Origin of the sequence: Vibrio sp. B1-2 (assembly GCF_963888445.1) — a bacterium.
GTDB lineage: Bacteria > Pseudomonadota > Gammaproteobacteria > Enterobacterales > Vibrionaceae > Vibrio > Vibrio anguillarum.
The window spans coordinates 166,290-180,540 of the sequence record NZ_CAWPJH010000011.1; the positions used below are offsets into that span (position 1 = coordinate 166,290).

At 44.2% G+C, this 14,251-nt stretch carries 10 protein-coding genes; 6 read left to right on the forward strand and 4 right to left on the reverse strand.

Annotated elements, in window-relative coordinates; translation table 11 throughout:
• Positions 1 to 221 precede the first annotated feature (221 nt).
• Positions 222 to 2,105 carry a methyl-accepting chemotaxis protein gene (locus AACQ75_RS05765; protein WP_170888380.1) on the forward strand — a complete coding sequence of 628 codons (1,884 nt, stop codon included), beginning with the start codon at positions 222 to 224 and terminating at the stop codon, positions 2,103 to 2,105.
• Between the two features lie 124 nt (positions 2,106 to 2,229).
• Here the strand turns inward: AACQ75_RS05765 and AACQ75_RS05770 are convergent, their stop codons facing one another.
• From AACQ75_RS05770 to AACQ75_RS05785, 4 genes are all read right to left on the reverse strand, one after another.
• Positions 2,230 to 2,949: a 3'-5' exonuclease gene (locus tag AACQ75_RS05770; RefSeq protein ID WP_202599105.1), complete on the reverse strand. Its 720-nt coding sequence runs from the start codon at positions 2,947 to 2,949 to the stop codon at positions 2,230 to 2,232.
• A 5-nt stretch (positions 2,950 to 2,954) separates the two neighbouring features.
• Positions 2,955 to 4,844, reverse strand: a complete 1,890-nt coding sequence (locus AACQ75_RS05775) for a putative nucleotidyltransferase substrate binding domain-containing protein (protein WP_019280961.1) — start codon at positions 4,842 to 4,844, stop codon at positions 2,955 to 2,957.
• A gap of 269 nt (positions 4,845 to 5,113) precedes the next feature.
• Positions 5,114 to 6,304, reverse strand: a complete 1,191-nt coding sequence (locus tag AACQ75_RS05780) for an amino acid aminotransferase (protein ID WP_088717991.1) — start codon at positions 6,302 to 6,304, stop codon at positions 5,114 to 5,116.
• A 291-nt stretch (positions 6,305 to 6,595) separates the two neighbouring features.
• Positions 6,596 to 8,050: an HD domain-containing phosphohydrolase gene (locus AACQ75_RS05785; RefSeq protein ID WP_170888381.1), complete on the reverse strand. Its 1,455-nt coding sequence runs from the start codon at positions 8,048 to 8,050 to the stop codon at positions 6,596 to 6,598.
• Between the two features lie 432 nt (positions 8,051 to 8,482).
• Between AACQ75_RS05785 and AACQ75_RS05790 the strand changes: the two genes are divergently transcribed.
• The 5 genes from AACQ75_RS05790 to AACQ75_RS05810 are packed head-to-tail and all read left to right on the forward strand — an operon-like array spanning position 8,483 to position 14,245.
• The gene (locus tag AACQ75_RS05790; RefSeq protein WP_013856758.1) at positions 8,483 to 9,655 is read left to right on the forward strand and encodes a methyl-accepting chemotaxis protein; all 1,173 of its coding nucleotides are present in this window, start codon (positions 8,483 to 8,485) and stop codon (positions 9,653 to 9,655) included.
• 17 nt (positions 9,656 to 9,672) lie between these two features.
• Positions 9,673 to 10,056 carry a response regulator gene (locus AACQ75_RS05795; RefSeq protein ID WP_013856759.1) on the forward strand — a complete coding sequence of 128 codons (384 nt, stop codon included), beginning with the start codon at positions 9,673 to 9,675 and terminating at the stop codon, positions 10,054 to 10,056.
• Between the two features lie 9 nt (positions 10,057 to 10,065).
• Positions 10,066 to 10,377: an STAS domain-containing protein gene (locus tag AACQ75_RS05800; protein ID WP_013856760.1), complete on the forward strand. Its 312-nt coding sequence runs from the start codon at positions 10,066 to 10,068 to the stop codon at positions 10,375 to 10,377.
• Between the two features lie 17 nt (positions 10,378 to 10,394).
• Entirely contained in the window at positions 10,395 to 12,590 is a 2,196-nt protein-coding gene (locus AACQ75_RS05805) for a chemotaxis protein CheA (protein WP_170888382.1), read from the forward strand.
• Positions 12,591 to 12,625: 35 nt separating this feature from the next.
• Complete coding sequence (locus AACQ75_RS05810) at positions 12,626 to 14,245, forward strand: methyl-accepting chemotaxis protein (protein WP_115339829.1); 1,620 nt, start codon at positions 12,626 to 12,628, stop codon at positions 14,243 to 14,245.
• Positions 14,246 to 14,251: the final 6 nt, after the last annotated feature.

The following is a 14,251-nucleotide window of genomic DNA, read 5'->3' on the forward strand; positions in this document are numbered from 1 at the left end:
AAGGCTGCTTTAAGTGGGAAGGGTATGGACGTTCAATCATCAAGGCGACTTTTAGTCGCCTTTTTGCTGTTTTTTTGACAGTCGTCATGACAACATTAATTAATAACTTTAGTAAAAGCAAAAGGTTATATTGTGTCAAAAATAGATACATAATTAGTGCAACTTATGCGAAATCTGGTTAATATTTGCCACCTTTTCCGCTTCATACATTTTGTAACCCAATGAAATTGACCCTAAAGCAAAAGCTAATCGGTGCCAGTCTTTCTGCCGTCGTCGTTATGGCGAGCGCGTTGACTTGGCTAGCCGCTGATCAACTCTTTGAACAAACTCGAAATGGCGTATATTCGCGGGCAGAAAGCTTGTCAGCTGCCGCTGCGAAAGGCATTTCGGACTGGATTGTGGTCCGTAAAGAGATCTCAACCGCTTTTAATGACTACACCGCTCAAGATGATGTCGTCCCTTTCTTACAGCAAGCTCGCAAAGCGGGTGGCTTTGATGATATTTTCTTTGGTACACCGCAAGGTGAGATGTATCGTTCACACCCTGAGCGTAACCGTGCTGACTATGATCCTCGCCAACGCCCTTGGTATAAAGATGCCGTTTCAGCGAATAAACAAATTATCACCACCGCTTATAAAGACGCGATCACCAATGCACTGTTGGTGACAATTGCAGAGCCAGTGCGTCGCAATGGGCAATTTGTCGGCGTCGTTGGTGCCGATGTGTTAATCGATCAGCTCATCCAAGATGTCATCAGTTTAGATGCGGGCAAAAACGCCTACGCGATGTTAATTGATGCGCAAGATGGAACCTTTTTAGCGCATCCAGATAAAAATTTCTTATTAAAACCAGTGTCGTCATTGTCGAAGACGTTGACGATGAACATGATAGAGCAAGCAGTGGCTTCAGGTACCGTTGAAGACGCGTCATTACAAGGTGTTGATAAGCTATTTTACTTCGCCAAAGTGCCGCAAACCGATTGGATTTTCGCTATCCAAATGGATCGTGCAACGGAAGAAGCAGCGCATACATCTTTGCTTACCGGCCTGTTTGTGACTGCGCTTGTGATTACTATTGCTGTGATTGTAATCGTCTCTTGGTTAGTGAGCTTTTTGTTTAGAGATCTTAGCCGAGTATCCAAAGCATTAGAGGAAATTGCTTCCGGAGACGGTGATTTAACTCAACGTCTTGAACCAAGAAGTGATGATGAAGTTGGGCAATTAGCACAAAACTTCAATATCTTTGTCGGTAACATGCACACTATGGTTTCTAAACTCAGCTTTGTTTCTGCTGCGTTGTCTGAACAGTCAAAACAGACGGCCGCTCAAGCCAAAGAGCGTAGTGCGCGTATCCGTTTACAACAAGATGAAATTAATATGGTGGCTACGGCCATCAATGAAATGGCCGCAGCTACACAAGAGATTGCCGGTAACGCAGATCATACCGCTCAAAACTCTGGTGAGGCGGTAACGGCTTGCGTACATGGCTCGAATCAAGTTTCACAAACACAAGGTTCGATTCAAAATCTGGCTCAAGAAGTTCAAGTGGCCACTGATGTTATCCTTGAGCTGGAAGCACACGGTAAACACATCAATACGATTCTGGCGACTATTCAAAACATAGCAGAGCAAACTAACCTGCTAGCATTGAATGCGGCGATTGAAGCGGCACGTGCTGGTGAGCAAGGTCGTGGCTTTGCGGTGGTTGCCGATGAAGTTCGTGTGCTTAGTCAACGTACACATGCTTCGACAAAAGAAATTCAGCAGATGATCGAAACGTTGCAATCAACGACGGGTAAAGCGGTTGGCATTATGGGTGATAGCCGTATGCTTGCTGGAACCAGCGTAGATGATGCGAACGCCGCTGCAGCAAGTTTGATGCAAATTCATAATTCAGTTGAGCGCATCAGTGACATGGCGACGCAAATTGCCTCGGCCGCTGAAGAGCAAGCTTCTGTGACGTCGGAAATTACTCGCAACACGGAAGGGATCCGCGATGTGTCTAACGATCTTGCACAAGAAGCGCATGAAGCAGCAGCACAAGCATCACAACTTTCTGAGCTTTCGCATCAGTTAGAAAATGAAATTCGTCGCTTTAAGCTGTAAGTTCTAAGCGTAAAAGCCGAGATGTGATTAAAAAAGAGGAACCTAACATGGGTTCCTCTTTTTTTGCTCGTGTCGATCACGGTACTAAACCTTGAAAGAATCCCTTTAAAGGATAATCAAAAAGTTATAGCCACAACGTTCGGACACTTTGCTGCCGATCAAAATGATGAGCGATTTGTGCTTGGAATAATTCCGCGGTGGCAATAGCATCAACTAAAGCGTGGTGTGGGGTGTACGCTGGTAGTCCATAACGCGCCCGCGCTTGCCCTAAACGCACTGATTGTGGTTTTTGCCCTTTTAACTGGTTCCATAAACCTCCATGCAACCGTTGTTGAATTTCCGTTTCCAATTGCAAAGTATCGATCACAGGGAACTCAATACCTTCACCCAATCGCACTTTTAATGCTTGATTGAGAAAGCTACGTTCAATATGACGGTAATGAACCACAACAATTTTTCCAGATAAGGCCTTCAGTATCGACTCCTGCACTTCTGCCAAATCTGGCGCATCTAAAATATCGTTGTGTGTGATGCCATGGATAACCACCGAATCCTCTTTTAACGCTTGGCGTGGCCGAACTATCCAATGTTTAGAGCGGTTGAGATAGATACGGTTTAAGGTAAAAGGCACCAAGCCAATGGTGATAATGTCATCATGCTGCGCACTTAAACCCGTTGTTTCCAAATCTAAAGCGACAAACTCTATTTCATCGATTGGCGTGCAACCCTTAGCAATCGGCCTTGAATAAAAATCTTTGAGTAACGGATGGTTAACCAACGACTGCTTATTGGCATATTTTGCTACCCAATCGATGCTCGGTTTTTGAAACCATTGTTTAATCATCACTCTCACTTAAAGTTATTGCTGGCTTGATAACGGAATTTCAAGAAATTTTGCGCATTGCTTAGGATTTGAAACGCATCTTTTAAGTTGCGTCTTTCAAAATCGGATAGGTTTTCTGGCTCGATATTGTTATCTGGCTCTATTTCTTGTTCAACGTCAGCCGCTTGGTGGCGAATGCGTACCATAGCGATAAACTCCATTGCATCACGCAGATCTTGCGCCCGTCCTTTGGGTAGAATTCCGGCTTCAATGATGTCATCTAAACGTTCAAACGAGTTGGTAGAGCGTGAACCGACAGCCAATGCATGCACACGGATTAAATCCGCTAACGGTGCAGTGCCGCGACGTTTTAAATTGATGGTGTTATTGTGTCGTCCATCTTTTTCCATCACAAAGTCTTTGAAAAACCCCAATGGTGGCGTGCGGTTCAGTGCATTTCGTGCAAGGCATGCAAGAAACCGATTATTTTTGCGTGCTCGCCGTACAATAAACCCATTCAGTTGTTCTGCCCATTTGGTCCTGCCACACACTCCGTATAAGTCAAAAAAGATGGATGCATTCAATAGCGCCTTAGGGTTAGGGTTATCTATCCAATCGGCAAAGCAGGCTTCCCATTCTTTACGAGTCATACGCCACATCGGGTTGCTGGCCATAATGTCCCCCGTACAGTAGCTGTAACCGCATTGATCTAAGCTGTCGCAGACAAATTTGGCGAACGCTTCGAAATAAGCACCATGCTGTGTTTCTTCATAGCTATCGTCCAAAATTAAAGCGTTATCTTGGTCCGTGACAATTAACTGTTCATCACGGCCCATAGAACCCAAGGCTAAAAAGCAGTATGGAATAGGCGGCGAGCCTAGTAATTCTTCGGCAAGTTCAATGATTCTTTGTTTAAAGCTACGGCCAATCACTGACATCGCCGTGCCGATCATATGTGAGTTTGCATCTTCATTGACTAAACGAACAAAACTGTCTTTGACTTGGTGCGACAGTGTGGCTAACTCTTCAACGCTTTGTTGCTGGAAGATGCGACTGACGAGCAGCAATGAGTTTTGTGATTCGTAGCGAACAATGTCGGTCGCTTCAATGATACCGATCGGCTTTTTTTCTTTGAGTATAGGAAGATGATGAACATTGTACCGAAGCATTTTCAGCATGGCCTCATAGACATAAGCATTATGATCTAATGAGATAACCTCCGTTGTCATCACTTCCGTGACGAGGTGATTAGGATCGATGCCAACGGCTAATACACGCGTGCAGAGATCTCGGTCAGTCAGGATGCCGATTACTGGGCTGTTATCGTCGTCACTCTCTTGCAAAATATCAGGGTCAATCACCAGCAGTGAAGAGATACTCTCTTCCGCCATCTTGATCGCCGCATGTTGAATGGTTTCTGTTTTGTAAACGAAAGGGGCTTCTCGGCTGAGTAAGGTTCGCACTTTCGAGGTGGTGAGATCATTCTGTTCTGTTTTACTCAGAACGGCTTGGCGAAGGCGTGCGTTATCTTGCACTTCAACGAAATCAGCAAAGGAATCATAGTGGTCATATAAATCTTGAAACCTTGCCTCTGGAATACAATAAACCAGCGTATCTTCAATCGCTGTGACCGGAAAACGAACACGGTTATTGGTCAATAGCCCCATTTGACCAAATAAACCGCCTTCGGTTAGGCGGTTGTATAATTCGCCTTTGCGACGGTACACCTCGACGACGCCGCTGCGGATCAAATACAAGTCCTGGATATGATCACCAAAATGAATGATGGGTGTACCTTGTCGAAAATAGGAGATTTCTACGCTCTGCGTCACTTCGATCAGTGTTTCTTCAGGTAGTTCATTGAACGGTGGATACTGAGCAAGGAAGTTCTTGATTTCAATTAATTCTGCTTCCATGGAGGCTTCCTTGTGTTTCGGAGTTCATATTGTGGGATTCTGACGTCGTGAGCCAGCTAAACGATGTAACTGGTCAAAGGGATCCGGTTACATCGGTGGCATTGGACATAGGATTCAGAGAGTTATAGTACATGAAAAGAACGTGCTTTGCAGGCAAGAGGGGAAAGTGTACGCGCTTCGATGTGAATCAAGTGCCATTTCAGTGAATTGAAGATAAAAAAATAGCCGACAAGTGGCGGCTATTGTTGTCTATTTCTTATCATTATCGATTATAGAACCGCTGCAATACCTTTGCACAGTGGGCCCATATTCGATTTCGTCATGCCTGCCACACTGATACGGCCGGAACCGACGATGTAAATTGCCAATTCATCTTTCAGACGAGCAACTTGTTCCTTGTTCAAACCAGAAAAAGAGAACATGCCATTTTGACGTTCAATAAAGCTAAAATCAGCCTTCACACCTTCGGCTTTTAGGGTGGTAACAAACAGCTCACGCATCTCTTGAATACGTTCACGCATTTCTGTCACTTCGTTTTCCCATTCTGCGCGCAGTTCGGCGTTGTTGAGGATATAAGTAACGACTGCAGCACCGTGCGCTGGTGGGTTTGAATAAATGGAACGAATGATCGCTTTGATTTGTGAGAAAGCTGTTTCAGCGACATCTGTTGAGCCAGCAACGATGGTAAACGCACCCACGCGCTCATTGTACAAACCGAAGTTTTTAGAGAATGAGCTCGCCACTAAGATCTCTTTATTGTATTTCGCAAAAGTACGTAGGCCTTGTGCGTCTTCTTCAACACCTTTCGCAAAACCTTGATAAGCAAAGTCAAACAGAGGAAGAAGCCCTTTATCAGCGACTAATTTTGCTAACGTTTCCCACTCTTTATCGGTTGGATCAATGCCAGTTGGGTTGTGGCAGCACCCGTGTAGAAGAACAATATCACCCGCTTGAGCTTGCTCAAGATCGGTAAGCATCGCTGCGAAATCTTTATCTTTCGTTTCGGCATTGTAGTACGAATACTGCGTGGTTTCTAAACCAGCCGCATTAAAAACACCGTGATGGTTTGCCCATGTTGGGTTGCTGATCCACACTTTCACGTCGCCGATTTGACGCTTAATAAATTCACCTGCTACACGCAGTGCACCAGTACCACCGGGCGCTTGCGCCGTTTTTGCGAGCTTTTGTGTCACAATCTCAGATTCATCGCCAAACAGGAGTTTTTGTACCGCGAGCCCATATTCAGCAGTACCTTCAATGGTGAGATAAGATTTGGTCTTTTCAGACTCAAGCAACGCCGCTTCCGCTTTCTTTACTGTCGCAAGAACAGGTGTTTCACCTGCTTCATTTTTGTAGATACCAACACCGAGGTTAATTTTTTCAGTGCGAGGATCTTTTTTAAACTCTTCGGTTAAACCAAGAATAGGGTCAGCCGGAGCTGCGACAACTTTTTCAAACATAATCATCATCCATGTAAAGTGTTAGAAGGGATTTTAGAAACATAAAATTAAGGTATTTATACCTTTATGAAATATCCGTTACAACACACAAAACAGAAAAACTGAAAATAATTTGTGTTGGCTAAGAATCATGAACAAAAAGGCGATTTTTTTAAAAAAACTCTATCATCCACCGTTTTCAGGCGGGGAGATTAAATAGGTTTTACTTTGAGAAGTAGTCAGCTCAACGGCAAAATTCATCATCAAATACGATATTTTGCCATTGAGCGGAGGAGTTACTGTAATAAGAGATTAATGTTTATCCTGATGGCGAGCGGCAATGGCGACAAATTGTTGTTCAACACTCAAAAAAGCCTCTACGACTTGTGGGTCAAAATGTGTCGCTTCGCCCTGTAGGATGATGGCTTTTGCTTCATCATGAGAAAACGCGGGTTTGTAAACGCGCTTTGAGATGAGCGCATCATATACATCAGCCAGTGCCATTAAACGGCCTGAGAGTGGAATCTCTTCCCCTTTGAGTTGTTTTGGATAGCCCGAACCATCCCATTTTTCATGGTGAGTGAGGGCGATTTCTTTCGCGATTGCTAAAAAGGAACTTGTGCCAAGGTGCTGCTCGGCAATCGACAGCGCTTGTGCGCCGATCTCAGGGTGCCCCTTCATAATAATGAACTCATCATCGGTGAGTTTGCCCGGTTTCAGTAGGACGGCATCAGGGATACCGACTTTGCCAACGTCGTGTAATGGGGCTGATTTGTAGAGTAAATCAATATAAGTGGGCGTTAATAAAGGCTGATATTTCGGTTTTTGGCTTAGATATTGCGCGAGTACTTTGACATATTCTTGAGTACGTAAAATATGAGCGCCAGTTTCATTATCGCGAGATTCAGCTAAAGCGGCCAGGCTGACGATAGCGACATCACGCGTGGTTTTTACTTCATCCTGTGAGTTTTGTAGGCTATCCAACATTTTATTGGTCAACCAAGCCACAGAGCCTAACTCGTTATTTTCAAAAATCGGTAAGCGTTGCGCTATATCACCTTGAGTTACTTGGCATAGCGAATGCTCTTGAGCGTGCAATATTTGCTTCATCAGCTTTCCCCACTGCCAGAGGATAGCGATTACATAACCGCCCAAAACCAAAGAAACATAAATAAACTCTTTAATAATACTTATCTTGCCATGTCCATTGATTAAACTGGCAGGGTTATGTTCAAGCCAAAAAAGATCTTTCACCGCGACCATCGTGAGTGTGGCTGTCAGAGTGATGATCATCAGCATCATTAACCCGATCATCTGCTTAACAATCGAATGCCTTTCACCTTGGAGTTGTTGACGATTCAATTGTACTGCGTGCTGGCGATATTGAGCTCGTTTAGCGATGAGTTGTAATAAGCTTCCGGTAAAGAAACCAAACAGTGTTAAACCAAATAGAATTTTTACATTGCTATCGATAGTGAATTGATAGTGCTGATTGTAATAAAGAGCGAGTGGAATACTGACAAGAAAAAACAAAACACTATCGAGTTTCGCATACTGTTCTGTTTTTGCCCACTGGTGGTGAATAAAGAGATATCGACGCATTACCCATGCACAAAATACACTAATCGTCACATGGGCTGTGATTTCTAATGCGCTTAAACTGGACAACATCGGACAGATTCGTCCGCCATAGGTGGCAAATAGCAGCGCAGCTAAGAGGTAGAGCAGTGCGGCGAGTTGGCTGTTGTTTCGCTTGGTATTATTCATGAATTTGATTTCATTACAGTATGTGATGCTTAAGTTTAGGTGATTCAATTTGTTCGATGTTGTGTTTTCGTGATTAACCGATGTGCGGAGGATCAGAAAAGCGATGGATTCTAGTGATGTATTTCTAGGAAAGATAGCTAAATAAAATAAAGCCCATGTGATCCGATCAGTGCGTCATGTTATGAGAACAGAGGAGAGGGCCCAATGACGTTACTGAGCCGAACTTAACGAAAGTCAATCGTTACTCTGACTGATAAGAGTGGACTGTTTAAAATTACCTAACACAACAAAAGTAAAATTACATCTACCGACTACATTGCAGATTCCTCCAAGCTTTCCTATCTTTAGTTATGAGCTCTAGGCGTTGCATAACAACTTCTTACATAACGTCATAGCTTTCGTCAGTGTTTTATGGCTAAAGGATAATAAATCATGCTCCTCATTAGGCTGGTACGTGTTTACGTGCCCTTAGTGCTATTGTCGATAGTTGCTCTTATGCCACAGCCAACACATTTTGGTGTTTGGGCTCTATTATTTGTTACTTTTGCTAGTGTTAGCTATGCAATTTGGAATTACGAATCCTTCATTTCCCAAGTCAAAGCTCAAAAAAAGACGATTGAACACCTTTCTCAAACACAAGAGATCCAACTGGATGGATATCATTCTTTAGAGCCTCTCTTTGCTCAATCTCTGCCAGTGTGGTCTCGTCATATTGATTTAGCCAATGTGCAACTTACCGATTCTGTTACTCAACTGAGCCAGCAATTTGGTGATCTTGTCACGCAGCTTTCACAAGCACTCTCCTTCTCGCAAGGCTCAACCTTAAAAGATGAGCGTAATTTAATGAGCGAAATTGAGCGTTGTCGAGCCATGCTTTCTAAAGCGGTTGATGAGCTTAGAGAAAGCCAAAAGACAAGAGAGCATATGCTTGATGAAATGCGCAGCCTTGATCAATACACAGTCGATTTAAAAAAAATGGCAACCGATGTGGTGGGCATTGCTGAAAAAACCAACTTATTAGCACTTAATGCTGCCATTGAGTCAGCCAGAGCAGGAGAGGCAGGTCGAGGTTTTGCAGTGGTGGCCGATGAAGTGCGTAACCTTTCACAGCGTTCAAGGGAGATCGCTAGCAGCATGACGGAGAAAGTGAACGTTGTCAGTGATGCGATTAATACTACATTTAAGACGGCTGAAATGGCTATTGCGGCTGAGAGTGAACAAATGGAACAAACCGAGCAGCGTATCGATTATGTCATTAACCACTTCCAAGATATGGCACAAACCTTACAGCAACAGTCTGAGCGGTTAAAAGAAGATGCATTTTCGGTGAAGGAAACAATCAGTAGTGTGATTGTGAAATTGCAATTTCAAGACCGAGTAAGCCAAATATTAGAGCAAATCAGCACCAATCTCAAAGAACTCAGTGACTCATTAGAGCTGCTCAAACAAGACAGCAATCATGCGATCGCAGGCGAATTATCCCCGCAAAAATGGCTGGAAAAAATGACCAAGAACTACACCATGATAGAACAGCATGAAAGCCACAAAGGCAAGGTTACTGAGGTGAAAAGCAAGGTGACTAGCACGGACATTACTTTCTTTTGAGAACCGTAAATGAATAAATGAGGAACTCTGTGATGAACAAAACGGTACTTGTTGTAGATGATTCGGCTTCAATTCGGCAGGTTGTGAGTATGACCTTAAAAGGAGCAGGCTATCAGACGATCGAAGCTCATGATGGTAAAGATGCATTATCCAAATTGGCCGGGAATCGTGTTCATTTGGTCATCAGCGACGTAAATATGCCGAATATGGATGGCATTACCTTACTTAAAGAGCTGAAGCAAAGGCCAGACACAAAATTTACGCCGGTGATTATGCTTACAACTGAATCTGAGGCATCGAAGAAAGAACAGGGTCGTGCTGCGGGTGCGAAAGCTTGGGTTGTAAAACCCTTTGCACCTGAACAGATGCTTGCCGCCGTAGCAAAACTGATCCAAGCCTAAGGGGGGATTATGCTGACTCCACACCAAACCGATGAGCAATTAATGTTAAAACTTGACGGTGAACTGACGATTTATGAGGCTCGAAATTTGTTTGAGCAGCTGACCCCTTTTGTGTCTCATAGCGAGAAGATCGCCATTGAACTTTCCCAAGTCACTGCTCTGGACAGCAGTTGCGTACAAGTATTGATGGCATTTAAAAAAGCAAGAATAGAACAGGGATGTGAACTGATTCATCACAGTGAAGTCGTGGTGGATGTGCTGGGTAAACTGGGGCTAGTGGGATGGTTTCATGACCCTATCGTTCTTTCGAGTTCACAATAAGACAAAGTGACAAGCTAATGACGAAGCCCCAGGGAGATACTATGGACGAAATGATGGCTGCGGCGCTCCAAACTTATTTTAATGAGAGTAGGGAGTTGCTTGAAGGGATGGAATCTGACCTTCTTGAACTGGATAGCGGGAATCTTGATGGCTTAAATGAGCGATTAAACGCAATTTTCCGAGCAGCGCATACTGTAAAAGGCTCAGCAGGGATATTTAACTTAAATGAGATCGTTCGTTTTACTCATAAAGTAGAAAGCTTGCTTGATTTATTGCGCTCAGAACAACTTAAGTTGCATGAAAAGCATATTTCCTTGTTGCTTGAGTGCCGCGATCACATGGTGAGCTTGATTGATGATGCTCAAACGGGGCAAGAGTCATCAGAAGATGACGTTACCGGACAGCGCTTAGGAGCCCGATTGTCTGAGTTTTTAGGTCAATCTGAACCAGAAAGTCATTCACCAGCCACGGAATCTGAACCTGATCACACCGCACTCGACAATTTCTGCTGGCATATCTCTTTAACTTTCCCGCTTCATGCATTCCAAGATGGTATGGATCCGCTCTCTTTTCTTTCTTATTTAACTACGCTGGGAGAGGTTATTTATATCGAGGCGGTCGACCGAAAATTACCTGATTGGCACAACTTTGATCCGGAATGTTGTTATTTGGGTTTTGAACTGCGTTTCTATTCGCCGGCATCTAAACAACAAATCGAAGACGTGTTTGAATTCATTCGTGAAGAAGGTGACGTTCGCATCTTTCCACCCAGTGCCAAAGTGGGTGACTTCATTGAGCACATTCAATCAATGCCCGATGAAAATTATAGAATTGGCGAAATATTAGTTCGTTGTGGCGCGCTCACTGAGACTGAATTGAAGCGTGCATTGCAGCAACAAAGTGAGCGGCGAGAAGCGAGTTCGGACGCGATACCCATAGGCGAAATTATCACTCAGGCTGATGCTCAATTAGCACCCGTACTCAATGCGGCGGTCGATAAACAAAGTAAAGCCCGAGAGGCGCTAACCAAAGAGCAAAAAAGCTTGCGAGTGGATGCTGAAAAGTTAGATACCTTAATTAATTTAGTCGGGGAATTGGTCACCGCAGGTGCCGGCAGTGCATTACAGGCGGAGCTAATTGGCGAAAATGTAATGATTGAATCTGTTGCACGGCTCAATGGCCTTCTCGAAGAAGTCAGAGACGCGGCACTACAGCTTAGAATGGTGGCTATCGGTGCGACATTTGCCCGTTTTCAACGCGTTGTTCGTGATATGGCGAAGGAGCTAAACAAAAGTATTCATCTTACGATTACCGGTGCGGATACCGAATTAGATAAATCAGTGATTGAAAAAATTGGCGATCCTTTAATGCATTTAGTGCGCAATGCGATTGACCACGGCATTGAAACAGAGGAAGAGCGTGTCGCAAATGGTAAACCTTCTCACGGCACCATCACGCTCAATGCTTACCATGACTCAGGCAATATAGTGATCGATGTGAGCGATGACGGAAAAGGGCTCAACAGCGAAAAATTGCGCGCCAAAGCGATTGAAAAAGGGCTACTTGATGAAAACCAACTCGTGAGCGATGACGAGATTTTTCAGCTCATTTTTGAGCCCGGCTTTTCAACGGCCCAGCAGGTTTCCAATATTTCAGGGCGCGGTGTCGGTATGGACGTAGTGAAGCGAAATATTACTGATTTGCGAGGTCGAGTAGAGATTCACAGCCTACTTAATCGAGGAACAACTATCCGCATTGTATTGCCGCTCACACTCGCGATCATTGATGGTTTCCTAATTGAAGTGAGTAGCGAAACCTTCGTTGTGCCATTGGATGCCGTTCAAGAATGCGTCGAACTTGATGACCAGTGGCTCAAAGATGGCCAAGGCAAACCTTATATTAATCTCAGGGGACAAGTGCTGCCTTTAATTGATTTAAGAGTGCAATTTAACCTCACTGCGCGTCGCTCAAAACGCCAAAATGTGGTGGTGGTCAGTAGTGCGGGGCAAAGTGCTGGTTTGATCGTGGATAATTTGTTGGGGGAATTACAAACCGTAATTAAGCCACTTGGGCCGATTTTTTCACGGGTTAAAGGAATCAGCGGTTCGACTATTTTGGGCAGCGGGGATATTGCTCTTATCTTAGATATCGCCAGTTTATCGCAACATATTATGAAGGAAGAGTCGAAGCATCGCTTATTGGCAATGCACTAACTTGGCTCAATTACATCGTCAGAAAGGAATAGGCTATGTTTAAAAATATTTCAGTTAAATTCAAACTAAGTATGCTAGTTGGCATCTTAAGTTTGTTACTCATTGTGGTCGGATCACTCGGGCTTTATGGCATGCAAAAAACACTGCATGGGCTAGAAACGGTCTACTATGACCGAACCGTACCAGCACTGTCTATCGGTGACATTAAATCTCGTCTTCTGAGCAATCGTATAGCGCTGGCTTTCTCACAACTGTACCCAGAAGCGGATATTATTCGTGCTCAGATTGAGACGGTTGAGAACCACCTCAAAGTGATTGATGACAAATGGGGCAAATACAAGTTAACTAACTTAACTAAAGAGGAAGCTGAGTTAGCCAAACAGTTTGAGGAACAGAACAAAGCCTTTGTTGAGCAAGCTCTACAGCCCACCATTGATGCTTTGCGACGTTTAGACATTGATGAAGCGACTCGCCTTGCGGTTGATAAAGTACGCCCACTCTATGCACCCGTTGAAAAAACAGTAAATGCATTAATTCAGCTGCAATCTAATGAAGCGCAGAATGTTTATAACCATGAGGTTGAGCTTTATGACAACCTACAAATGATAGCCATTGGATCAATTATATTGGGGCTACTGTTTGGTATTGGATTTGCGGTTACCTTGATCCGCGGGATCTGTAATCCTTTAGAGCAAGCAGTGTCGCTGGCTAACCGACTCGCTGTGGGTGATTTAACAGGTAAAATTGAAGCGACGTCAGGCGATGAATTAGGTCGCTTGCTTGAAGCCATGCAAAAAATGGTGGCCAAGTTGTCAGACATCGTAGGTGAAGTGAATAGCTCAAGTAATGCATTGGCTTCGGCATCCGAAGAAGTTTCAGCTACCGCTCAGAACTTAAGTCAAGGGGCGAGCGAACAAGCGGCCAGTGTTGAACAAACTACCTCGTCGGTAGAGCAGATGTCAGCCTCAATCGCGCAAAACACTGAAAATGCGAAAGTGACCGATAGCATGGCAGGTAAAGCGGCTAAAGAAGCGAAAGAAGGTGGAGAAGCGGTAGCTAAAACCGTGTTAGCGATGAAATCGATAGCTGAGAAAATTGGTATTATTGATGATATCGCTTATCAAACTAACTTACTTGCGCTCAACGCCGCAATCGAAGCTGCTAGAGCTGGCGAGCATGGTAAAGGTTTTGCAGTGGTGGCTGCAGAAGTCCGAAAATTGGCAGAGCGCAGTCAGGTTGCTTCTCAAGAAATTGGTGAGGTCGCTAAAAATAGCGTTGGTTTAGCGGAACAAGCCGGAAAACTGCTGGATGAAATGGTGCCTTCTATTCAAAGAACATCCGATTTAGTACAAGAGATCAACGCAGCTTCAATGGAACAAGCAACCGGAGCAACACAAATTAACCAAGCGATGGAACAGCTCAACAGTATCACGCAACAAAGTGCTTCCGCATCAGAAGAGCTTGCGTCGACCTCTGAAGAGATGAGCAGCCAAGCACAGCAGCTCCAGCAACTAATGACCTTCTTCAAAACAGAAAATAATCGCCGTGAAGCAGTAAATAAATCTTCAGTTCACCACGAGCAGCAACGCCCTAAACAGAAGAAAGATGTTGAGTTTGTCTCTATGGACGATGAACCTGAGTATGTGCGCTTTTAGTGGCTG